Below are 18,007 nucleotides of genomic sequence, written 5' to 3'. Positions count from 1 at the left end.
CGCAGGCGTGTGAAACGGTGGGGGCATGAGTGCACGGGACGTGATGGCCGTCGCGCGGCGGATCACCGCGCTCACCGGCGCCGGGGTGTCCGTCGAGTCGGGGGTGGTGCGGTTCGGGTTCGACGCGTCGTCGTTCCTGACATCGGTGGAGGTTCGGCGGGCGGCGTGGGGATCGTGGCTGGAAGATCCCTTGTGGACGGCCGCGCCGAACGCCGCGCACCGCGCGTTGGCGGGGTTGCAGCGGGCGGGGCGGGTGCGGTCGTTGTTGACGCAGAACGTGGACGGGTTGCACCAGCAGGCCGGGTCGTCGGTGGTGGAGCTGCACGGGTCGATGTCGCGCGTGGTGTGCGTGTCGTGCGGTGCCACCAGTGCGATGAGTGAGGCCTTGGAACGGGTGCGTAGCGGGGATTCTCCGCCGGAGTGCCTGGTGTGCGGCGGGATTCTCCGGCCGTCCACGGTCGCGTTCGGTGAGCCCCTGCAACCGGATGTGTTGCGCGCGGCGCGCACGGCGGCGTTGGACTGCGACGTGATGTTGGTGGCCGGGACGTCGCTCACGGTCGAGCCCGCCGCGCAGTTGGTGCCGCTGGCGGCACGGGCGGGCGCGACGGTGGTGATCTGCAACCTGGAGCCGACGCCGTACGACTCGCTGGCGGCCGCGGTGGTGCGGGAACCGGCCGGTGCGGCGTTGCCGGAGTTGGCGGCGGTGCCCGTGGTGGCCACCGGCCCGATCCGCACCTGGGGCGACCCCAGCACCTGGTGATCACGGCACCCGGTGATCACCCGTTCGCGCAGCTCAACCATCCTCTCGTGATCGGCTCGCGGTGGCAGCATCGACGGCGTGGGAGAGCAGCAGTCACCGATCAACATCCGCGACGCGGTGGTGGTGCCGTCGCTGGAGCAGGAACTGCAGGTGCGCTGGCGCGCCGACCAGTTCAGCGCGAGTGAGGAGGGCGACGGCTGGCGCTTCCGCCCGAAGGGCGAGCACCTGGTGTGCCTGGCCGACCGGGAGTTCCGGCTGGACAACATCCACTTCCACCGGCCGAGCGAGCACTGGGTGGACGGCCGGGCGCGGGGTGCGGAGATGCACGCCGTGCACCTGAGGGCGGACGACGCGCTGCGGGCGTGCGTGATCGCGGTGTTCGTCGACCTCGGTGAGCCGGGCGGGTCCGACGGGAAGCCGCCGAGCGGCATCGACCTGGCCGCCCTGTTCCCGGACGGCGGCTTCCACCGCTACGAGGGCTCGCTGACCACGGGGGCGTTCGACGAGGTGGTGAGCTGGGTGGTCATGAAGCAACCGGTCCACGTGGAGGACCCGGCCCTGCGCGCCTTCATCCGCGCCCACGCCGACCACGCCCGTTCCGTGCAGCCGGTCAACCGGCGGTTCGTGCTGACCACCGGCTGACCACCGGCCGACCGCGGGTTGACGACCGGCTGACCACGGGCCGAGCCGGCGCTGGCCGGAGCCGAGGCCCGTCAATAAGGTGAGTTCGCATGCGCGTACCCCTGACTGTCGCCGATTTCCTCTACCGGGCGGAGCAGGTCTTCGCCGACACGACGGCCACCGTCGACGAACCCGAACAGCCCGCCGCGCCCGTGCCGACCACGACCTACGGCGGGTTCGCCACCCGCGTCCGGGCCTGGCAGGCCGGGTTCGACGCGCTCGGCCTCGCCGAGGGCGAACGGGTCGCCGTGGTCAGCCACAACTCGGCCCGGCTGCTCGAACTGCTGCACGCCGTGCCCGCCACCGGCCGCATCGCGGTCCCGGTCAACTTCCGGCTGCGCCCCGACGAGGTGTCCTACATCGTCGAGCACAGCGGCGCGTCCGTCCTGCTGGTGGACCCCGAGCTGGAGCTGGACGAGGTCACCGCCCGGCACCGCTTCGTGCTCGGCGAGCAGACCGAGTCGGAACTGATGCGCTTCGACACCGAACCCCGCCCGTGGAGCGAGCCGGACGAGGACGCGACCGCCACCATCAACTACACCTCCGGCACCACCGCCCGACCCAAGGGTGTCCAGATGACCCACCGCAACATCTGGATCAACGCGGTCACCTTCGCCATGCACGCCCGCGCCTGGGAGCGGGACGTCTACATGCACGTCCTGCCGATGTTCCACTGCAACGGCTGGGGCATGCCGTTCGGCCTCGCCGGGCTGGGCGTGCCGCAGGTCGTGCTGCGCAAGGTGGACGGCACGGAGATCCTCAACCGGGTCCGCGACCACGGCGTCACGCTGATGTGCGGCGCCCCGGCCGTGTGGAACGCCGTCCTCGACGCCGCCCAGGAGTGGGACGGCGAGATCCCCGGCCGTGACCGGGTCCGCATCATCTGCGCGGGCGCGCCGCCGCCCAGCCGCACCATCGCCCGCGTCGGCGAGGAGCTGGGCTGGGAATTCCTGCAGCTCTACGGCCTGACCGAGACGTCACCGCTGCTCACGTTCAACCGTTCACGGCCGGGTGATGACGCGCTGTCGCCGGACGAGCGGGCGCGCAAGCTGTCGCGGGCGGGCGCGCCGGGGCTCGGCGTGCGGCTGAAGGTGTCCGAGAGCGGCGAGGTGCTGGCCCGCGGGAACGTCGTCATGGCCGGCTACTGGGAGAACCCGGAGGCTAGCGCCGACGCGCTGGAGGGCGGCTGGTTCCACACCGGTGACGGCGGCGTGCTGGACGACGAGGGCCACCTCACCATCTCCGACCGCAAGAAGGACGTGATCATCACCGGCGGGGAGAACGTGTCGTCCATCGAGGTGGAGGACGCCCTGTTCAGCCACCCCGCGGTGGCCGAGGCGGCGGTGATCGGGGTGCCGCACGAGAAGTGGGGCGAAACGATCAAGGCGCTGATCGTGGTCGCCGAGGGTGCGGAGGTGACCGAGGCGGAGTTGATCGCGCACTGCAAGACCCGGCTGGCCGGGTACAAGGCGCCGACGTCGGTCGAGTTCCGCGACGCCATCCCGCGCACCGCCACCGGGAAGGTGCAGAAGTTCAAGCTCCGCGCGCCGTATTGGTCCGACCTGGAGCGCAAGGTCAACTGAGTCCTCCCGCCACTCCACCGGAGAGTGGTTCCCCCGTGCCTGCCGTGACCCATGTGGCTGACGTTCACGCCTGATCGACTGGAGCCGGTGAAGCGGTAGTGGCACAGTCGCTCTGTGTGACGCCATTCGGCGTAACGCGGAACGGCCAAGTGGGCGGGGAGGATGGGAGCAGTGAGTCGATGGGTCATTTCGGTCCTGGTCACGCTGACCGCCGTCCTCGGTCTGACCGGCACGGCGCTCGCCGCGCCACCGCTGCCCAACCCCGGCGACGACGAGATCAGCGCCGGTCGGCGGCAGGCCGACGCCAAGGCCGCCCGCGTCGGTGAGCTGACCGGTCAGCTCACCGCCGCCGAGGCGCGCTTGCAGGAGCTGACCGACGACGTCGCGCTCAAGATGGAGCTGGCCAACAAGGCGCGCGTCGACCTGGAGGCCGCCCAGCGCGAAGCGGACCAGGCGCGCCGGAACGCGGACGCGGCGAAGGTCGAGGCCGACGCCGCGGGGCGGGCCGTCGAGGACGCCCGCGCGCAGCTGGACGAGTTCGCCGCCGCCAGCTTCCAGCAGGGCAGCCTCATCGGCTCCGTCGCGGCCTACTTCGGCGCGTCCAGCCCGCAGGACCTGCTGGCCCGCGCGCAGCTGCTGGAGGCCGTCGGCGAATCCGGCCTCGACGCGCTGGAGGACGTCGAGCGCCGCCGTGGGGAGAAGGCGAACAAGGACTCCGCGGCCCGTGCGGCCCTCGACCTGGCCAACCAGAAGCAGGCCGCCGCCGACCAGGCCATGAGGTCCGCCGACGCCGCGCGCGCCGCCGCCGTGCAGGCCCAGCAGGGCCAGGCCGCCGCCGCGCAGAGCATCCAGGACGACAAGACCCGCGTGGAGGCCGAACTCGCCCGGGCGTTGAGCGCCGTCGAAGGTCTGGAAGGCCAACGCGTCCAGTACAACCAGTGGCTGGACGACAAGCGTCGCGAGGAGGAGGAAGCCGCACGCCAGGCCGCCCTCGCCGCGGCGGCGCCGAACCCGCGGTCAGTGGTGGCGCCGAGCGGTGCCGGCGTGGAGATCGCCATCGCCCGCGCGATGCGGCAGCTGGGCGTCCGGTACTCGTGGGGCGGCGGCGACCACAACGGCCCGACCGTCGGCATCCGCGACGGGGGCGTCGGCGATGCGCACGGCGACTACCACAACGTCGGCTTCGACTGCTCGGGGCTGATGATGTACGCGTTCGCGGGCGCGGGCGTGTACCTGCCGCACTTCAGCGGCTACCAGTACAACGTGGGCCGCAAGGTGCCGCTCGTCCTGGCACAGCGCGGCGACATGCTGTTCTGGGGTCCGGGCGGCGGCACCCACGTGGCCCTGTACCTCGGCGGCGGGATGATGATCGAGGCCCCGTTCTCGGGCTCGTCCGTCCGCATCGCCCCGGTCCGCTACGGCGGCATCATGCCTTACGCCACCCGCGTGCTGTAGCGGCCGGCCGGAGGTTCAGGCGGGCGTCAACCGCGATCGCCCACGGGGTCCAGGCGCAACGCACGCACTTCCTCGCGCAGTGCCTTGATCTCGCCCAACAGCCGGTCGTCCGGCGGGCTCGGCGGCGCCTGCGTCTCGGACTCCATCGCGCTGCACACCACCGCGATGAACAGGTTCAGCATGGTGAACGTGCCGACCAGCAGGTAGACCAGGAAGAAGATCCAGGCCAGCGGCTGGGTCGCCATCAGGTCGCGCATCACGTCCGACCAGCTGTCGCCGGTGGTGATCTGGAACAGCGTCAGGATGGTCGAGCCGAGGTCGTCGAACCGGGCGTCGCCGCTGGCGCGGAACAGGTTGAACGCGACCACGCTGCCGACGTACAGCAGCAGCACGAGCAGGCCGGACAGCGACAGCAGGCCGGGGATCGACTTCACCAGCGCGGTCACCACGCGGCGCATGCTCGGCACCATCGCGACCAGCCGCAGCGCGCGCAGGATGCGCAGGGACCGGATCACCGACAGCGGCCCGGCGGCGGGCAGCAGGGAGATGCCGACGACGACGAAGTCGAAGCAGTTCCACGGGTCGCGGAAGAACCGGAGGCGGTGCGCGTAGAACCGCGCGGCCAACTCGGCGACGAAGATCACCAGGGCGGCGTGGTCCAGCACGGTGAACAGGCCGCCGTAGGACGCGACCAGCGCCGGTGACGTCTCGCAACCGAGGGCGACCGCGTTGACCACGATCACCCCGATGATCATCCGCTGGCAGCGCTTGCCGTCCACGACATCGCGGACGCGGTCGCGCAGAGCCATGCCGAACTCCTTCCGCACGTGTCGGGGATCTTGGTCGATCGAGCACCGCCCCATCGGCGTGCGGTCCGTACGGCTTGAGCCGATTCACCTGGTCGAGCGGAAGAAATCCGATTTCGCGCGGGTGTAGTCGTCGTAATCGTCGTCGTCGGCGTGTGCTTCGGCCGCACGGGCTTTCGCGGTCTCGTACGCGCTGCGCACGGCCGGGTCGGCGCGCAGCCGGTCGCGGAACCGGACCGTCGCCTCGGGCCACGGGCTGCCGAGCCGCCGCACGTGCAGGATCGCGGGCTCGGCCGGGTCGGGGCGGACGTAGAGCCGTTTGCGGTAGAGGTCGGGTGCGATCGCCGGGTCGGTGTTCCAGTCGCGGTCCACGCCGGGCGAGTCCGGCCGGGCACCTTTCGCGACGCGGAAACCCAGTGCGGCCACCGTGCGGTCGAACGCTGAGTCGTGGTTCGGCAACGCGGTCACGCCGAGTTGGAGGTCGATGAACCGCTTCGCGCGCAACCCCGGCACGGCGGTCGAGCCGATGTGGTCGTAGGTCCACGACTGCTCGTGGAGATACACGCGCAGCCGGTCGAGCAGGCGTCGTGCGGCCACGGGCAGTCTCGGGTCGTGTTCTTCCAGGACCGGCGGTGTGCGCGGCGGTGGGTCGATGCCCGCGAACCGACGGGCGAACGGCGCGATGCGATCCGACCACAGGGCGTCCACTTGACGGAGGTCGTCCAGCACGACGTCCGCGTGCCCGTTCTCGACACCCGCCACGACGAGCGCGGCGGGTCCGGGCCGGTCGAGCACGGTCACCAGCCCGGTCACGTCCAGTTCGCGCAACCGGTCGGCGATGGCCGGCCCGGACACCACTTCGACGCGCAGTCGATGATCACCCATGGGTCCATGATGGCGCGGGCCCCGGAGATCGGGACCCGCGCACCGCATCAGCGGTCCATCAGGGCGAACACCCCCCAACCCAGGTACTCGCGCTGGTAGCGCACGTACCGGGCCGGTTCGGTGTCGAGCTCGGCGCGCATCGCGGGCGCCAACTCGTCGTCCGGGTTCTCGTCCAGCCAGCGGCGGGTGTTGAGCCACTGCGCCGCGGCGTAGCGGTCCCAGCTGTCCTGATCGGCCAGCACCATCTCCACCACGTCGCAGCCCAGCCCGCCGAACTGCTCGACGAGCTCGGGCAGCGGCAGGTACTCGTCCCGGCTGGTCGCGTGACTGCCTTCGACGGCGGCCTGGTCCGGCGGGTCGAGCCGCCAGAACGGGTGCCCGATCAGCAGCAGACCGCCGGGGCGCAGGTTGCGCCGCAGCAGGTCGACCGTGCCGGGCACGCCGTCGCCGATCCACGCCGCGCCGATGCACGCCGCGATGTCCACCGGCTCGTCCGCGACGTGACCCGCCGCGTCGCCGTGCACGAACCCGACCCGGTCGGCCACACCCAGTTCGGCGGCACGGGCCTTCGCGCCGGCCAGGAACGTCGCGCTGAGGTCGACGCCCGTGCCGGTCAGCCCGTGGTCACGGGCCCACGTACACAGCATCTCGCCCGACCCGCAGGCCAGGTCGAGCATGTGCGAGCCGGGCGTCAGGCGCAGCACCTCGCCGAGGAGGGCCACCTTGGTGCCGTCCAGCGGGTTGTGGATGCGGTGGCCGCTCTCGCGGATGGTGAAGCTACGGGGTATGTCCACTTCCGGTTGTCCTCACGTCCAAGGGAAAGGTCTGCGTGAACGACCGCTCGGCGGCCGTGACTCGGACGGACATCAAATGCACCTCTTCGAAGACGGTGAGGACGGATCGCGGGCGAGGCTAGGGCGGCCCTGTCACGTCGTCCACCGATTTTCCGTCCGTCTCAATTGGTGTATCCATTGTGGACTGCGGGTGGATATGAACCCCATTGGGTGTGTTCCGGCGAATTCGCACCCCGGAAATGCGGGTATTGGTCGTGATCACCCGAATGCGCGGCGCGGATTCGGTAGCGTTGGAGACCTGACGGGGGAAGTCAATGTCCAGGGGGGACCATGACGGCCGGCCGCTTGATGCTCGACGACGGCGAATCGGGCTGTGAGCGACGTGGTGACGGGCCACCGGTCGTGCCGCCGCACGGCGGTGGGCTGAGCGGCGTCACGTGGGACGGACAGCTCGGCATCGAAGGCGCCGGTCACCTGGTGGACCTCGACCGGCCGGCCGAGTTCGACCGGGCCCTGCTGCGGTTCCTCAGAGCGGCGCGATGAACGGCGCTTTCCACCAGGCGGTGCTCGAACGGGCCGACGCCGCCGTGCTGGTGGTCGACCCGAACGACCTGGGCGTGCGGTGGGCGTCCCCGGCGGCCCGGCGGTTGTTCGGCGGCGCGTCCGGTCTGCTGCCCGATCTGGTGGCGACGGGTGACGCGGCGGCGGTCGGCACGTTCCTCCAGGCGGCGGGCCACACGGGGGCGTCACGCTGCACGTGTGCCGTGCCTGTGGAGGGTTCCGCGTACCGGAGGGTCGACCTGGTCGCCCGCGACCTGAGCACGGACCCGGAGGTGCGCGGTCTGGTGGTGGTGGCGCTCGACGTCACCGGGTGGGCGGAGACGGCGGACGAGCTCGGCGGCCGGCTCAACACCGACGCGTTGACCGGCCTGGCGAACCGCACCGGGTTCCTGCCCCGGCTGGAGCAGGCGGTGCGCGGCGCGCCGGGGCCGGTGCTGGTGTTCCTCGACCTGGACCAGTTCAAGGACGTCAACGACCGCCACGGCCACGCCGCCGGTGACCACGTGCTGCGCCTGGTCGCGTCCCGCCTGGCCGCCGTTGTCGACGGCCGGGGCACGGCGGCGCGGTTGGGCGGCGACGAGTTCGCCGTGCTGCTCGACGAACTGGACGAACAGCAGGCCATCGCCGCCGCGCGCGAGATCCTGGCCGTCATCGCCACGCCGGTGACGTTGGACGAGGGCGTGATCCGGGTGTCGGTGTCGGCGGGCATCACGTTCGTCCGGCCCGGTCACGGTGCCGAAGACCTGCTGCACCAGGCGGATCTCGCGATGTACCGGGCGAAGACGATCGGCCCGGTCGGCGTGGCCGTCTACGACGAGGACCTGGAGGACTGGGCGCTGGCCCGCAAGCACCAGGTGGACCGGCTCGCCGAACGGCTGGAGGAGCTGCACGCGGAGAACCGGGCGTTGGCCGAGGCCGCGACCATCGACCAGCGGACCGGCCTGCCGAACCCGGCCACCTTCGACGCCGACCACGCCCGCCACAACGGCGCCGGCGAGCCGTACAGCCTGCTGCTGATCGACATCGACCGCTTCCACAACTACAACACGCTGTACCGCTACCTGGCCGGGCACGAGACGCTGCGCCGGGTCGGCCAGGCCATCAGCCGCACCGCCCGCTCCGCCGACCGGGCGTACCGGTACGGGGGCGAGGAGTTCACCGTGCTGCTGCCCGGCACGCGGCTGGACGGCGCGCTGGCGTTGGCGGAGCGGATCCGGCAGGCGGTGGAACGGCTCGGCGTCGAACACCGGGGCAACGCCGGCGGGGTGGTGACGGTGTCGATCGGCGCGGTGGAGGTCCTGCCCGGCGCCTCGGTCACCGACGCGGTGGAGGAGGCCAGCGTGGCCGTCCTGGAAGCCAAGGACGCCGGCCGCAACCGGGTGATCGGACGGCGGGTGGGCGCTTGACGCGCCGTGCACGCACCGCGGCCGGCCGGCGTCCGACAGTCGTCCACAGCGGTCCGCGTCCGACAGTTGTCCACAGGCGATCCGCCTATCCACAGGCTGCCCTCGGCCGACCGAAATTGTCGGTCCCGGCCGGCAAGATCAAAGCAGGGGTCCCCTTGCCGGGGACCCCTGCGAAGCGTCGAGGTGCGCACAGTGGTCGGTGCGGCGGCGAACGAGGTCGAGCTGGTCAGGACGTCAGGGCGTCGAGCAGCCACGAGTGCGCAACCCCCACCGTGACGGCCTCGCCGGTCACCGTTGCGACCAACTGCCAGTACCGGCGCAGCCGGGGGTCGCGGTCGACTTCCGTCTGCCCACGCAGAACCCTGCGGTACGCGGGCGTGTCCCGCGTACCCCACACCGCCGCGTACGACGCCACGAAGAGGTCCAGCGCGGGCCCCGGCTCCGGCGCGCGGCCCGCCGACACCAGTGGACGAGCCAGTTCGCACGCCCGGCCCACGCCGTCGTGCAGGGCCCGTTGGTCCGGCACACGTTCACGCGTCGACAACCGGTGGCGCAGCGACCGGTCCGCTGTCAGCACGGCCATCTCGGCATAGGCGAGAACCTGCGCGGGCGTCGGGTCGGCGGGCGGCGGTGGCGCGCTCACGTGCAAGAACATCTCCACCGTCTCCGGTGGCGCGGGCCCGAGGTAGCACCGGGTCCAGAACGACGTCAGCGACTCGCGCACGGCCCGACCGTCCTGCGCGCCGGCCAACAGGGCCAGCCGCGCGTCCCGTACGGCGGGTGAGGCCGCGTGCTCCACCGCACGGAGGGAGGCCCTGCGCCACGCCAACCCGGCCAACGACACGTCCAGCGCGGCCCGTTCCGCCGCCACCACATCGTCCAGCGACCGCCGCCCGGCGAGCACGTCCGCGATCGCGGGCAACCCCAGCCCCAGCCCGCGCAACCGCCGGACCGTCTCCAACCGCTCGACCGCCGCCCGGTCGAACCTGCGGTGCCCGCCGGCACTGCGCCGGGACTCCAGGATGCCTTCGTCGCAGTAGAACCGGATCGTGCGCACCGGCACCCCGGTCAGCCGCGCGAGGTCGCCGATGCCAAGCAGTGTGTCCCCCGTCACCATCTGTTGAACCTCCACCCCGGTGCCGTTCCTACGGTACGGCCATGCAGAACTCCGACCGGCTCGCCGAATGGCTGCGCGAGCAGACCGCCGCTTTTACCGCACACGTGCGTGATTTCGCCGAACCGGTGCCGACCTGTCCGGAGTGGACGGTGCGGGACCTGGTCGCGCACATCGGTCAGGAACACCGTTGGGCCGCGGAGATCGTGCGCACGGGCCGGCCGGTCGAGGTGCCCGATCCCCGTGCCCAACACGTTCCGGAGAACTGGGCCGACTGGCTGCACGACGGCGCGCGTGAGCTGATCGACGCGGTGAACCGCAGCTCGACACCGGTGTGGACCTACCTCGGCGACCGGCCCGCCCGGTTCTGGCTGAGCCGGATGCTGCACGACACCACCGTGCACCACGCCGACCTCGCCGGCCGGGCGCCCGCGATCCCGACCGACCTCGCGGCCGGCGCCCTCGACGAGGTCCTGGACCTGCTGACCGCGCCGGGCACTGCCGTCGTGAAGCCGGCGCTGGGCGAACTGCGCGGCGACGGCCAGACCCTCCTGCTGCGCCCGCACGACACGACCCCGTGGCTGATCACCCGCGGGCCCGCCGGTCCGACCTGGCGACGCGGTGCGGACGACGCGGACGACGCGGACGACGCGGACGACGTGGCCGTCACGGTCACCGCGACGGCCCGTGACCTGCTGTTGGTCTTCACCCGGCGGCTGCCGGCCGACGATCCCGAGGTCGTCGTCGGCGGCGACAGGGGCCTGCTGGATCACTGGCTCACCCGCACAGCGCTGTAATGGTCCATTCAGCGCAGTAGGAAACTACCGGCAGTAGAGATAACGGGACGCCGGATTGCGAATCGGTCAATACGGCTGGGCCAATGTGGTGAAGGTAGGCACGCGGGGTTAGGAAGAAAGGGCGCCGTTGGGCTTTCGGGCAAGCGCGGGGCGCACTTCAGCGCTCCTGCCTGAAACCAGGGATCGGTGCCCTTGTGAACCACGATTGGATGCAGCACTTCTCCGCCGGCTGGCCCACCTTCGTATTCGCCTTCGTCGTCTCCGTCATCGGCTCGCTGATGCTCCTCACCTCGGACAACGACGACGCGCTGGGCGAAGCCGCCTAGGGCTACCGTGGGGGCCGTGTCCGAACCGGAGTCCTGGGCGGCGGTGGTCCTCGCCGGTGGTCGTGGCAGCAGGCTGGGCGGGGTGGACAAGGCGTCCGTCGTGGTGGACGGCCGCACGCTCCTCGACCACGTGCTCGACGCGGTCGCGCAGGCGCGGCAGACCGTCGTCGTCGGACCGCGGAAGGCCGACGTCCCCGCCGTGACGTGGGCCCGCGAGGACCCGCCAGGCGGGGGACCGGTGGCAGGTCTGGCCGCAGGTCTCGCGCACGTCCACACCGGCCTGGTGGTGGTCCTCGCGGTGGACCAGCCGGGCATCACCCGGTCCACAGTGGACCGGCTGCTGGCGGCTGTCGGCGACGCGGGCGCGGTGCTCGTGGACGACGACGGCCGGTCGCAGTGGCTCACCGGCGCGTGGCGCACGGCAAAGCTGCGCCGAGCCCTGCCCGCCGACCCTCGCAACGCCTCCATGCGGTCGGTCCTCGGCCCGCTGGACCCGGTGGCCGTCACCGCCCGACCGGGGGAGGCCGGGGACGTGGACACCCCGCAGGACCTCGCCCGCCGACGACCGCCGGCAGCGGGCCCCAAGATCGTGTGAGAACGGCGTGAGCTGCGTCGCTGCCCGATTCGGGTGCCGACCCCTTCACAAGAGCCATACCGCCGGCAGGGGAGACTGGACCACAGCCGCACAACCCTGTTCGAGGAGGACCTTTGTCCGAGCCCGCCGCCGAGGCGCCCAACACGCCGGCTCGTGACGCCCAGTTGCTCGAACGCACGGTGTTCGAGGTCAAGCGGGTGATCGTCGGTCAGGACCGGCTGGTCGAGCGGATGCTCGTCGGCCTGCTCGCCAAGGGCCACCTGTTGCTGGAGGGCGTGCCCGGCGTGGCCAAGACGCTGGCCGTGGAGACGTTCGCGAACGTCGTCGGCGGCTCGTTCTCCCGCGTCCAGTTCACCCCCGACCTGGTGCCCGCCGACATCCTCGGCACCCGCATCTACCGCCAGGGCAGCGAGACGTTCGACGTCGAGCTAGGCCCCGTGGTGGCGAACTTCGTCCTCGCCGACGAGATCAACCGCGCGCCCGCCAAGGTGCAGTCGGCGATGCTCGAAGTGATGGCCGAGCGGCACGTGTCCATCGGCGGCAAGACGTTCCCGATGCCCAACCCGTTCCTGGTGCTGGCCACCCAGAACCCGATCGAGAACGAGGGCGTCTACCCGCTGCCCGAGGCCCAGCGCGACCGGTTCCTGTTCAAGATCCAGGTCGAGTACCCGACGGCCGAGGAGGAGCGGGAGATCGTCTACCGGATGGGCGTGGAGCCGCCGGTGCCCGCCCAGGTGCTCGGCCCGGACGAGCTGGTCCGCCTCCAGGGCGTGGCCTCCCGGGTGTTCGTGCACCACGCGCTGGTCGACTACGTGGTGCGGCTGGTCATCGCGACCCGCGCGCCCAAGGAGCACCAGCTCACCGACGTCGCCGGGTGGGTCGCCTACGGCGCCTCGCCGCGTGCCAGCCTCGGCATCATCGCCGCCGGCCGCGCCCTGGCGCTGGTGCGCGGGCGCGACTACGTGCTGCCGCAGGACATCGTGGACGTGGTGCCGGACGTGCTGCGCCACCGCCTGGTGCTGTCCTACGACGCGCTGGCCGACGGCGTCCCGCTGGACCACATCATCACGCGCGTGCTCCAGACCGTGCCGTTGCCGCAGGTCTCGGCCCGTCCGCAGACCCCGCAGCCCGCGGGCAGGCCGTGACCGAGCCAGCCGAAGCGACCTCGGAACGCCCGAGCTGGGCGCCGCCGATCCTGGCCGGCAGCCGGATCGAAGCGGCGCTGCGCACGCTCGAACTGGAGGTCCGCCGCCGGCTCGACGGCCTGCTCCAGGGCAACCACCTGGGCCTGGTCCCCGGACCGGGCTCCGAGCCCGGCGAGGCGCGGCCCTACCAGCCCGGTGACGACGTGCGGCGGATGGACTGGGCGGTCACCGCCCGCACCACCGTGCCGCACATCCGGGAGACCGTCGCCGACCGCGAGCTGGAGACGTGGCTGGCGATCGACCTGTCGCCGAGCCTCGACTTCGGCACGGCGGTGTGCGAGAAGCGCGACCTGGTGGTCGCCGCGACGGCCGCGGTGGCGCACCTGACGCGCGGTGGCGGCAACCGGATCGGCGCCCTGGTGTCCACCGGCGCCGAGCTCGTCCGGGTGCCCGCGCGCGGCGGTCTGGCGCACTCGCGCGGTCTCATCCGCAAGGTCGCCGAGACGCCGCGCGCTCCCGAGGGCACCCGCGGTTCGCTGGCCGACGTGGTCGAGCAGCTGCGCCGCCCGCCACGTCGCCGCGGCCTGGTCGTGGTGATCTCGGACTTCCTCGGCGGCACGGAGTGGCAGCGCCCGCTGCGCGCGCTGTCCGCCCGGCACGACCTGGTGGCCATCGAGGTCGTCGACCCGCGTGACATCGACCTGCCCGAGGTGGGCACGGTCGTGCTGGCCGACCCGGAGTCGGGCCGGCAGCGCGAGGTGGTCGCCTCACCGCTGCTGCGCCGGGAGTTCGCCGCTGCGGCGGCCGAGCACCGTGCCGAGGTGGCCGCCGGTCTGCGCCGGGCCGGTGCGGGCCACCTGGTGCTGCGCACCGACTCGGACTGGATCGCGGACACCGTGCGCTTCGTGGTCGCCCGCAAGCGTCGCTGGTCGGGAGGGGTGGCCTGATGAGCCTGACGGGGTTCACCGCGCCGTGGTGGTTCCTGCTGCTGGTCGCGGTGGCGGCGCTGGCCGCGTTCTACGTGGTGCTGCAACGCGTGCTGCGCAAGCGGACGCTGCGGTTCGCCAACCTGCCGATGCTGGAGAAGGTCGCGCCCAAGCGGCAGGGCTGGTACAAGCACGTGCCGGCGGCGTTCCTGCTGGTGGCGTTCGTCCTGCTGACCGTGGCGCTGGCCGGGCCGACCGCCGAGCAGAAGGTGCCGCGCAACCGCGCCACCGTGATGCTGGTGATCGACACGTCGCTGTCGATGAAGGCCACGGACGTCAAGCCGTCCCGGCTGGAGGCCGCGCAGGTGGCCGCCAAGTCGTTCGCGGACGGGCTCACGCCGGGGATCAACCTGGGGCTGATCTCGTTCGCCGGTTCGGCCACCGTGATGGTCGCGCCGACCACCGACCGGGGTGCGGTCACGCAGAGCATCGACGGGCTCAAGCTGGCCCAGTCGACCGCGACCGGTGACGCGATCGTGGCCGCTCTGGCGGCGATCGACTCGTTCGGCAAGGTCGTCGGCGGTGCGGACGGGCCGCCGCCCGCGCGCGTCGTGCTGATGACCGACGGCAAGGAGACCGTCGGCACCCGCAAGGCGTTCGACGCGGCCGAGGACGCCAAGAAGGCCGGTATCCCGATCTCCACGATCTCGTTCGGCACCGAGGACGGTGTGGTCGAGATCGAGGGGCGGTCGCAGGACGTGCCGGTGGACGACGACTCCATGAGGGAGATCGCCAAGCTGTCCGGCGGCGAGTTCTTCAAGGCCGCGAGCGCCGAGGAACTGCGCCGGGTGTACGACACGCTGGGTGAGCAGATCGGCTACGAGAAGAAGCAGTCCGACGCTTCCCGCCCGTGGGTCGCGGTAGGCACCGTCCTGGGCTTGATCGCCATAGCCGGCGCCCTGCTCTTCGGCCAACGCCTCCCCTAAGCGCCCGCCCCCCACCCAACCCGCGCGAGTCGAACCTCCACCCCCGCGTGTCCAACGTTCAGAACGCGCGTGTCCAACGTTGGGAACGTGCGTGTCCAACGTTCAGGACCCCCGAATTCAACGCTCAGGATTCCCCGGACCGGCGTCGGGCTGTTCTGAGTGTTCAACTCGGGGGTTCTGGACGTTGGACACGCGTGTTCTGGAGGTTGGACACGCGCGTTTCGGGTGAATCAGCCGTGGAGGTCGCGGTAGGTGGCGGCGGCGCCGGGGTGCAGTGGGAGGTCGGCGGTGCCGATGAGGCTGCGGACGTCGAGGAACTGGGTGCCGAGGGTTTGGCGCGGTACCAGGGCGGCGGCGCGCGACACCAGGGTGCGGGTGATCGCGGCGGCTACCGCGTCCGGCATTGAGGCACGGCAGACCAGCAGGTTGGCGACGCCGATGGTGGGCACCTCGCGGGTCGCGCCGTAGACGCCTGCCGGTACGGGTACCTGTTCGTACACCGAACCGTGCGCCGCACGGAGTACGGGGACCAGTTCGGCCAACGGCAGCAGGCGGATGCCGGACAGGCGGTCCAGCATCGGCGTCGGCACACCGCCGGACCACAGCAGGGCGTCGATCCGCCGGTCCGCCAACGCTTGCGCGGCCTCGCCGATCCGGAAGTGCTCCACCCGCACGGAGTCGCCCAGGTCCAGTGCGGCGAGCATCCGTTCACCGGACAGCGACGCGCCCGAACCCTCCGCGCCCAGCGACACGATCCGCCCGGCCAGGTCGGCGGGCGCCTGCGCCGGGTCGTCCTCGCGCACCACGAGCTGGAGGTAGTTCTCGTAGACCCGACCGAGGGCGCGCAGCTCCAGACCGGGGTCGGCGACGCGGGCCGAGTCGGCGAGGGTGAGCGCGACCTGGGCCTGACCGTCGGCGAGCAGGTCCAGGTTCGCCAGACTGCCCTCCGTCTCCAGCACCCGGCCGCGCACGTCGGTCAGCTGCTCGGCGAGCAGGGTGGCGAAGTCGAAGTACATGCCGCCGCGCTCACCGGCGGCGATGGCCAGCTCACCCGACGGCGTGCCGGGCGTGCAGCCAGCCGAAAGACCGGCCAGTCCGAGGAGGAACGTCCGCCGGTTCACAGCGCCGGCTCCAGCGGCAGGGTGACGCGGGCGGTGAACCCGTCCACCGACGACAGGCTCAGCACGCCCTGCCGCGCCTTGACCAACTGGTCCGCGATCGCCAGGCCCAGACCGGTGCCGGGCTTCCCGGACCGGCCCCGCCAGAACCTCGACGTGGCCAACGCCAGCTCCTCCGACTTCAGCCCCGGCCCGTCGTCGTGCACCTCGACCCACCCCACACCCGCCGCCCGGTCCGCGCCGAGCGACACCCGCACCGCCCCGCCGTACTTGACCGCGTTGTCCAGCAGCACGTCCAGCACCTGCGCCAGATCCGACTCCGGGCACCGCACCAGCACCGCCAACCCCGACGTCACCGGCAGCGGCACCTGCCAGAACCCGGCCCGGTCCACCGCCACCGCACCCACGTCGGTCAACTCCGGCTCACGCCCACCCGCCGCGACCTCGGTCGCCACGCTCTCCGCCGCCGCCAACGCCAACAGACCGTCCAACAGCGATTCCAGCCGTTCGATCTCGGCCACGCCCGCCGTGTACGCCCGCACACCATCGGGTTTCACCTGACCGCTCAACGTGTCCATGCGCAGCCGCAACGCCGCCATCGGGTTGCGCAGCTGGTGCGAGGCGTCCGCGATCAGCCGCCGCTGCTGGTCGGCGGCCTCCGTCACGGCGTCCGACATCCGGTTGAACGACTCCGACAGCTCCCGCACCTCCGGCGGTCCGCTGCTGCCTGCCACGTGCGCCCGCCGTTCACCGGCAGCGACCGCGCGGACACCGATCGCCAACTCCGCCAACGGTTTCAGCAGCCACCTGGTGACGGCCAGCACCAGCAGGATCGAGATCACGGCCGCCGCCAGCGCACCACCGAGGACCAACAGCCACTGCGTCGTCACGTCCGCCGCCGCCCGGTCCACCGACGCCCTGAGCACCACCGCCCCGGCCACCCGGGTCCCCGTGCCGACCGGGCGGGCGAACACCACGTGACCGGACGACCACGGCTTCACCGTCGCCACCGACGGCGCGGGCTGGTTGCGCAGCGCGGCGTCCAACACGTGCGCCAACGCGGGGTCATCCGCGGTCAGACCGGCCTGGGCCACCGGCTGCCGGCGCGCGTTCACCACCACGACCGGCTCGCCGTACAGCTCGACGTATGCGCGGACCTCGTCCTCCAGAGCCGCGTTGTCGCCCGTGGTCTCGGCCTGCTGCGCGAGCGCGGCGAACCGGTCCAGATCGCCGGTGCGGGTCAGCACGAACCGCTGCGTGCGTTCGGCGGCCGACGTCGACAGCAGCGGCACGGCGAACCCCGCCACCGCGGCGGCGGAGAACAGCAGCAGCACGAGCAGCAGGCGGCGGCGCATTCAGCCACCCAACCGGTAGCCGAAGCCGCGGATCGTGGTCAGCAGGCCCGGCCGGTGCAGTTTCGCCCGCAGCCCCGCCAGGTGCACGTCCAACGACCGCGACACGGCCAGGTACGCGTCGCCCCAAACCTCGTCCATGAGCTGCTGACGGCTCACCGCCGTGCCCGCGCGGCTGGCCAGTGCGGCGAGCACGTCGAACTCCTTGGTGGTCAACGAGATCTCCGCGTCGCCGACCACCACCCGCCTGCCCTCCAGGTCGATCTCCACGTCACCGACCCGCACCGTGCGGTCCTTCGGGCCGGTGAGCGCCGCGCTGCGCCGCGCCACCGCGTCCATCCGAGCCAGCAACTCACCGAGCCGGACCGGTTTCACAAGGTAGTCGTCCGCACCGAGGCGCAGACCGCGCACGATCGACCGCTCGTCGCCCCGCGCGGTGAGCACCAGCACCGGCACCGGCGACACCTTGCGGATCTTGCGCAGCACCTCCAACCCGTCGGTGTCGGGCAGACCCAGGTCGAGCAGCAGCAGGTCGTAATCGCGGTGGACGAGGAGCGCATCCGCGCCGCGGGCCACCCGGCTCGGCCGGTGGTCGTTCGACTCCAGCGCCTCGACCAGGGCGTCTGCGACTCCGTCGTCGTCCTCGACGAGCAGCACGCGCACCCCACCACCCCCTTGTGTTGCGGCGATTATGGCCTCCAAGGTGTAGAAATTGGG

General features: G+C 71.9%; 19 protein-coding genes. 12 read left to right on the top strand and 7 right to left on the bottom strand.

What is annotated here, in order from left to right; translation table 11 throughout:
* Nucleotides 1-25 precede the first annotated feature (25 nt).
* From ALI22I_RS31990 to ALI22I_RS31975, 4 genes are all read left to right on the top strand, one after another.
* Entirely contained in the window at nt 26-760 is a 735-nt protein-coding gene (locus tag ALI22I_RS31990; protein WP_077009218.1) for an SIR2 family NAD-dependent protein deacylase, read from the top strand.
* 78 nt (nt 761-838) lie between these two features.
* Nucleotides 839-1,402, top strand: coding sequence for a carbonic anhydrase family protein (locus tag ALI22I_RS31985; protein ID WP_077009217.1), 564 nt, complete (start codon nt 839-841; stop codon nt 1,400-1,402).
* An 89-nt stretch (nt 1,403-1,491) separates the two neighbouring features.
* Nucleotides 1,492-3,024 (top strand): AMP-binding protein, encoded by a 1,533-nt coding sequence (locus ALI22I_RS31980; RefSeq protein ID WP_077009216.1) that lies wholly within the window; start codon nt 1,492-1,494, stop codon nt 3,022-3,024.
* A gap of 162 nt (nt 3,025-3,186) precedes the next feature.
* Nucleotides 3,187-4,479, top strand: coding sequence for an NlpC/P60 family protein (locus tag ALI22I_RS31975; RefSeq protein ID WP_077009215.1), 1,293 nt, complete (start codon nt 3,187-3,189; stop codon nt 4,477-4,479).
* Between the two features lie 26 nt (nt 4,480-4,505).
* On the opposite strand, the gene ALI22I_RS31970 is transcribed toward ALI22I_RS31975, so the two are convergent.
* The 3 genes from ALI22I_RS31970 to ALI22I_RS31960 all read right to left on the bottom strand — a co-directional run bounded on the left by ALI22I_RS31970 (nt 4,506) and on the right by ALI22I_RS31960 (nt 6,964).
* The gene (locus ALI22I_RS31970; RefSeq protein ID WP_077009365.1) at nt 4,506-5,288 is read right to left on the bottom strand and encodes an ion transporter; all 783 of its coding nucleotides are present in this window, start codon (nt 5,286-5,288) and stop codon (nt 4,506-4,508) included.
* A gap of 84 nt (nt 5,289-5,372) precedes the next feature.
* A complete protein-coding gene (locus tag ALI22I_RS31965) occupies nt 5,373-6,170 on the bottom strand; it encodes a GrpB family protein (RefSeq protein ID WP_083752168.1) in 798 nt (265 codons plus the stop codon).
* A 47-nt stretch (nt 6,171-6,217) separates the two neighbouring features.
* Nucleotides 6,218-6,964 (bottom strand): SAM-dependent methyltransferase, encoded by a 747-nt coding sequence (locus ALI22I_RS31960; RefSeq protein ID WP_077009214.1) that lies wholly within the window; start codon nt 6,962-6,964, stop codon nt 6,218-6,220.
* Between the two features lie 330 nt (nt 6,965-7,294).
* Between ALI22I_RS31960 and ALI22I_RS31955 the strand changes: the two genes are divergently transcribed.
* Together ALI22I_RS31955 and ALI22I_RS31950 are read left to right on the top strand one after the other, a co-directional pair.
* Nucleotides 7,295-7,507: a hypothetical protein gene (locus ALI22I_RS31955; RefSeq protein WP_077009213.1), complete on the top strand. Its 213-nt coding sequence runs from the start codon at nt 7,295-7,297 to the stop codon at nt 7,505-7,507.
* Nucleotides 7,504-8,931 (top strand): sensor domain-containing diguanylate cyclase, encoded by a 1,428-nt coding sequence (locus ALI22I_RS31950; RefSeq protein WP_077009212.1) that lies wholly within the window; start codon nt 7,504-7,506, stop codon nt 8,929-8,931. The genes ALI22I_RS31955 and ALI22I_RS31950 overlap by 4 nt, the downstream gene beginning before the upstream one ends.
* Before the next feature lie 226 nt (nt 8,932-9,157).
* Here ALI22I_RS31950 and ALI22I_RS31945 read toward each other — a convergent pair whose 3' ends face one another.
* On the bottom strand, nt 9,158-10,048 hold the full coding sequence (locus ALI22I_RS31945) for a MerR family transcriptional regulator (protein ID WP_077009211.1): 891 nt from the start codon (nt 10,046-10,048) through the stop codon (nt 9,158-9,160).
* Nucleotides 10,049-10,089: 41 nt separating this feature from the next.
* On the opposite strand from ALI22I_RS31945, the gene ALI22I_RS31940 reads away from it, so the two are divergent.
* The 6 genes from ALI22I_RS31940 to ALI22I_RS31920 all read left to right on the top strand — a co-directional run bounded on the left by ALI22I_RS31940 (nt 10,090) and on the right by ALI22I_RS31920 (nt 14,820).
* Complete coding sequence (locus ALI22I_RS31940) at nt 10,090-10,842, top strand: maleylpyruvate isomerase family mycothiol-dependent enzyme (RefSeq protein ID WP_077009210.1); 753 nt, start codon at nt 10,090-10,092, stop codon at nt 10,840-10,842.
* 194 nt (nt 10,843-11,036) lie between these two features.
* Nucleotides 11,037-11,168: a hypothetical protein gene (locus ALI22I_RS54850; protein ID WP_274523007.1), complete on the top strand. Its 132-nt coding sequence runs from the start codon at nt 11,037-11,039 to the stop codon at nt 11,166-11,168.
* A gap of 16 nt (nt 11,169-11,184) precedes the next feature.
* Nucleotides 11,185-11,763 carry a molybdenum cofactor guanylyltransferase gene (mobA, locus tag ALI22I_RS31935; RefSeq protein ID WP_077009363.1) on the top strand — a complete coding sequence of 193 codons (579 nt, stop codon included), beginning with the start codon at nt 11,185-11,187 and terminating at the stop codon, nt 11,761-11,763.
* Between the two features lie 113 nt (nt 11,764-11,876).
* Nucleotides 11,877-12,908 carry an AAA family ATPase gene (locus ALI22I_RS31930; protein ID WP_077009209.1) on the top strand — a complete coding sequence of 344 codons (1,032 nt, stop codon included), beginning with the start codon at nt 11,877-11,879 and terminating at the stop codon, nt 12,906-12,908.
* On the top strand, nt 12,905-13,855 hold the full coding sequence (locus tag ALI22I_RS31925; protein WP_077009208.1) for a DUF58 domain-containing protein: 951 nt from the start codon (nt 12,905-12,907) through the stop codon (nt 13,853-13,855). The genes ALI22I_RS31930 and ALI22I_RS31925 overlap by 4 nt, the downstream gene beginning before the upstream one ends.
* Nucleotides 13,855-14,820, top strand: coding sequence for a VWA domain-containing protein (locus tag ALI22I_RS31920; RefSeq protein WP_077009207.1), 966 nt, complete (start codon nt 13,855-13,857; stop codon nt 14,818-14,820). Before ALI22I_RS31925 ends, ALI22I_RS31920 begins: the two co-directional genes overlap by 1 nt.
* Nucleotides 14,821-15,050: 230 nt before the next feature.
* Here ALI22I_RS31920 and ALI22I_RS31915 read toward each other — a convergent pair whose 3' ends face one another.
* The 3 genes from ALI22I_RS31915 to ALI22I_RS31905 are packed head-to-tail and all read right to left on the bottom strand — an operon-like array spanning nt 15,051 to nt 17,953.
* Nucleotides 15,051-15,941 carry a TAXI family TRAP transporter solute-binding subunit gene (locus tag ALI22I_RS31915; protein ID WP_077009206.1) on the bottom strand — a complete coding sequence of 297 codons (891 nt, stop codon included), beginning with the start codon at nt 15,939-15,941 and terminating at the stop codon, nt 15,051-15,053.
* The gene (locus ALI22I_RS31910) at nt 15,938-17,293 is read right to left on the bottom strand and encodes a sensor histidine kinase (RefSeq protein WP_077009205.1); all 1,356 of its coding nucleotides are present in this window, start codon (nt 17,291-17,293) and stop codon (nt 15,938-15,940) included. Before ALI22I_RS31910 ends, ALI22I_RS31915 begins: the two co-directional genes overlap by 4 nt.
* Complete coding sequence (locus tag ALI22I_RS31905) at nt 17,294-17,953, bottom strand: response regulator transcription factor (RefSeq protein ID WP_077009204.1); 660 nt, start codon at nt 17,951-17,953, stop codon at nt 17,294-17,296.
* Nucleotides 17,954-18,007: the final 54 nt, after the last annotated feature.

The sequence above is a fragment of the Saccharothrix sp. ALI-22-I genome, from assembly GCF_001984175.1.
Taxonomy (GTDB): domain Bacteria; phylum Actinomycetota; class Actinomycetes; order Mycobacteriales; family Pseudonocardiaceae; genus Actinosynnema.
The sequence above is the reverse complement of the archived record's forward strand: the minus strand, read 5'-3'. Positions and strand labels throughout refer to the sequence as shown.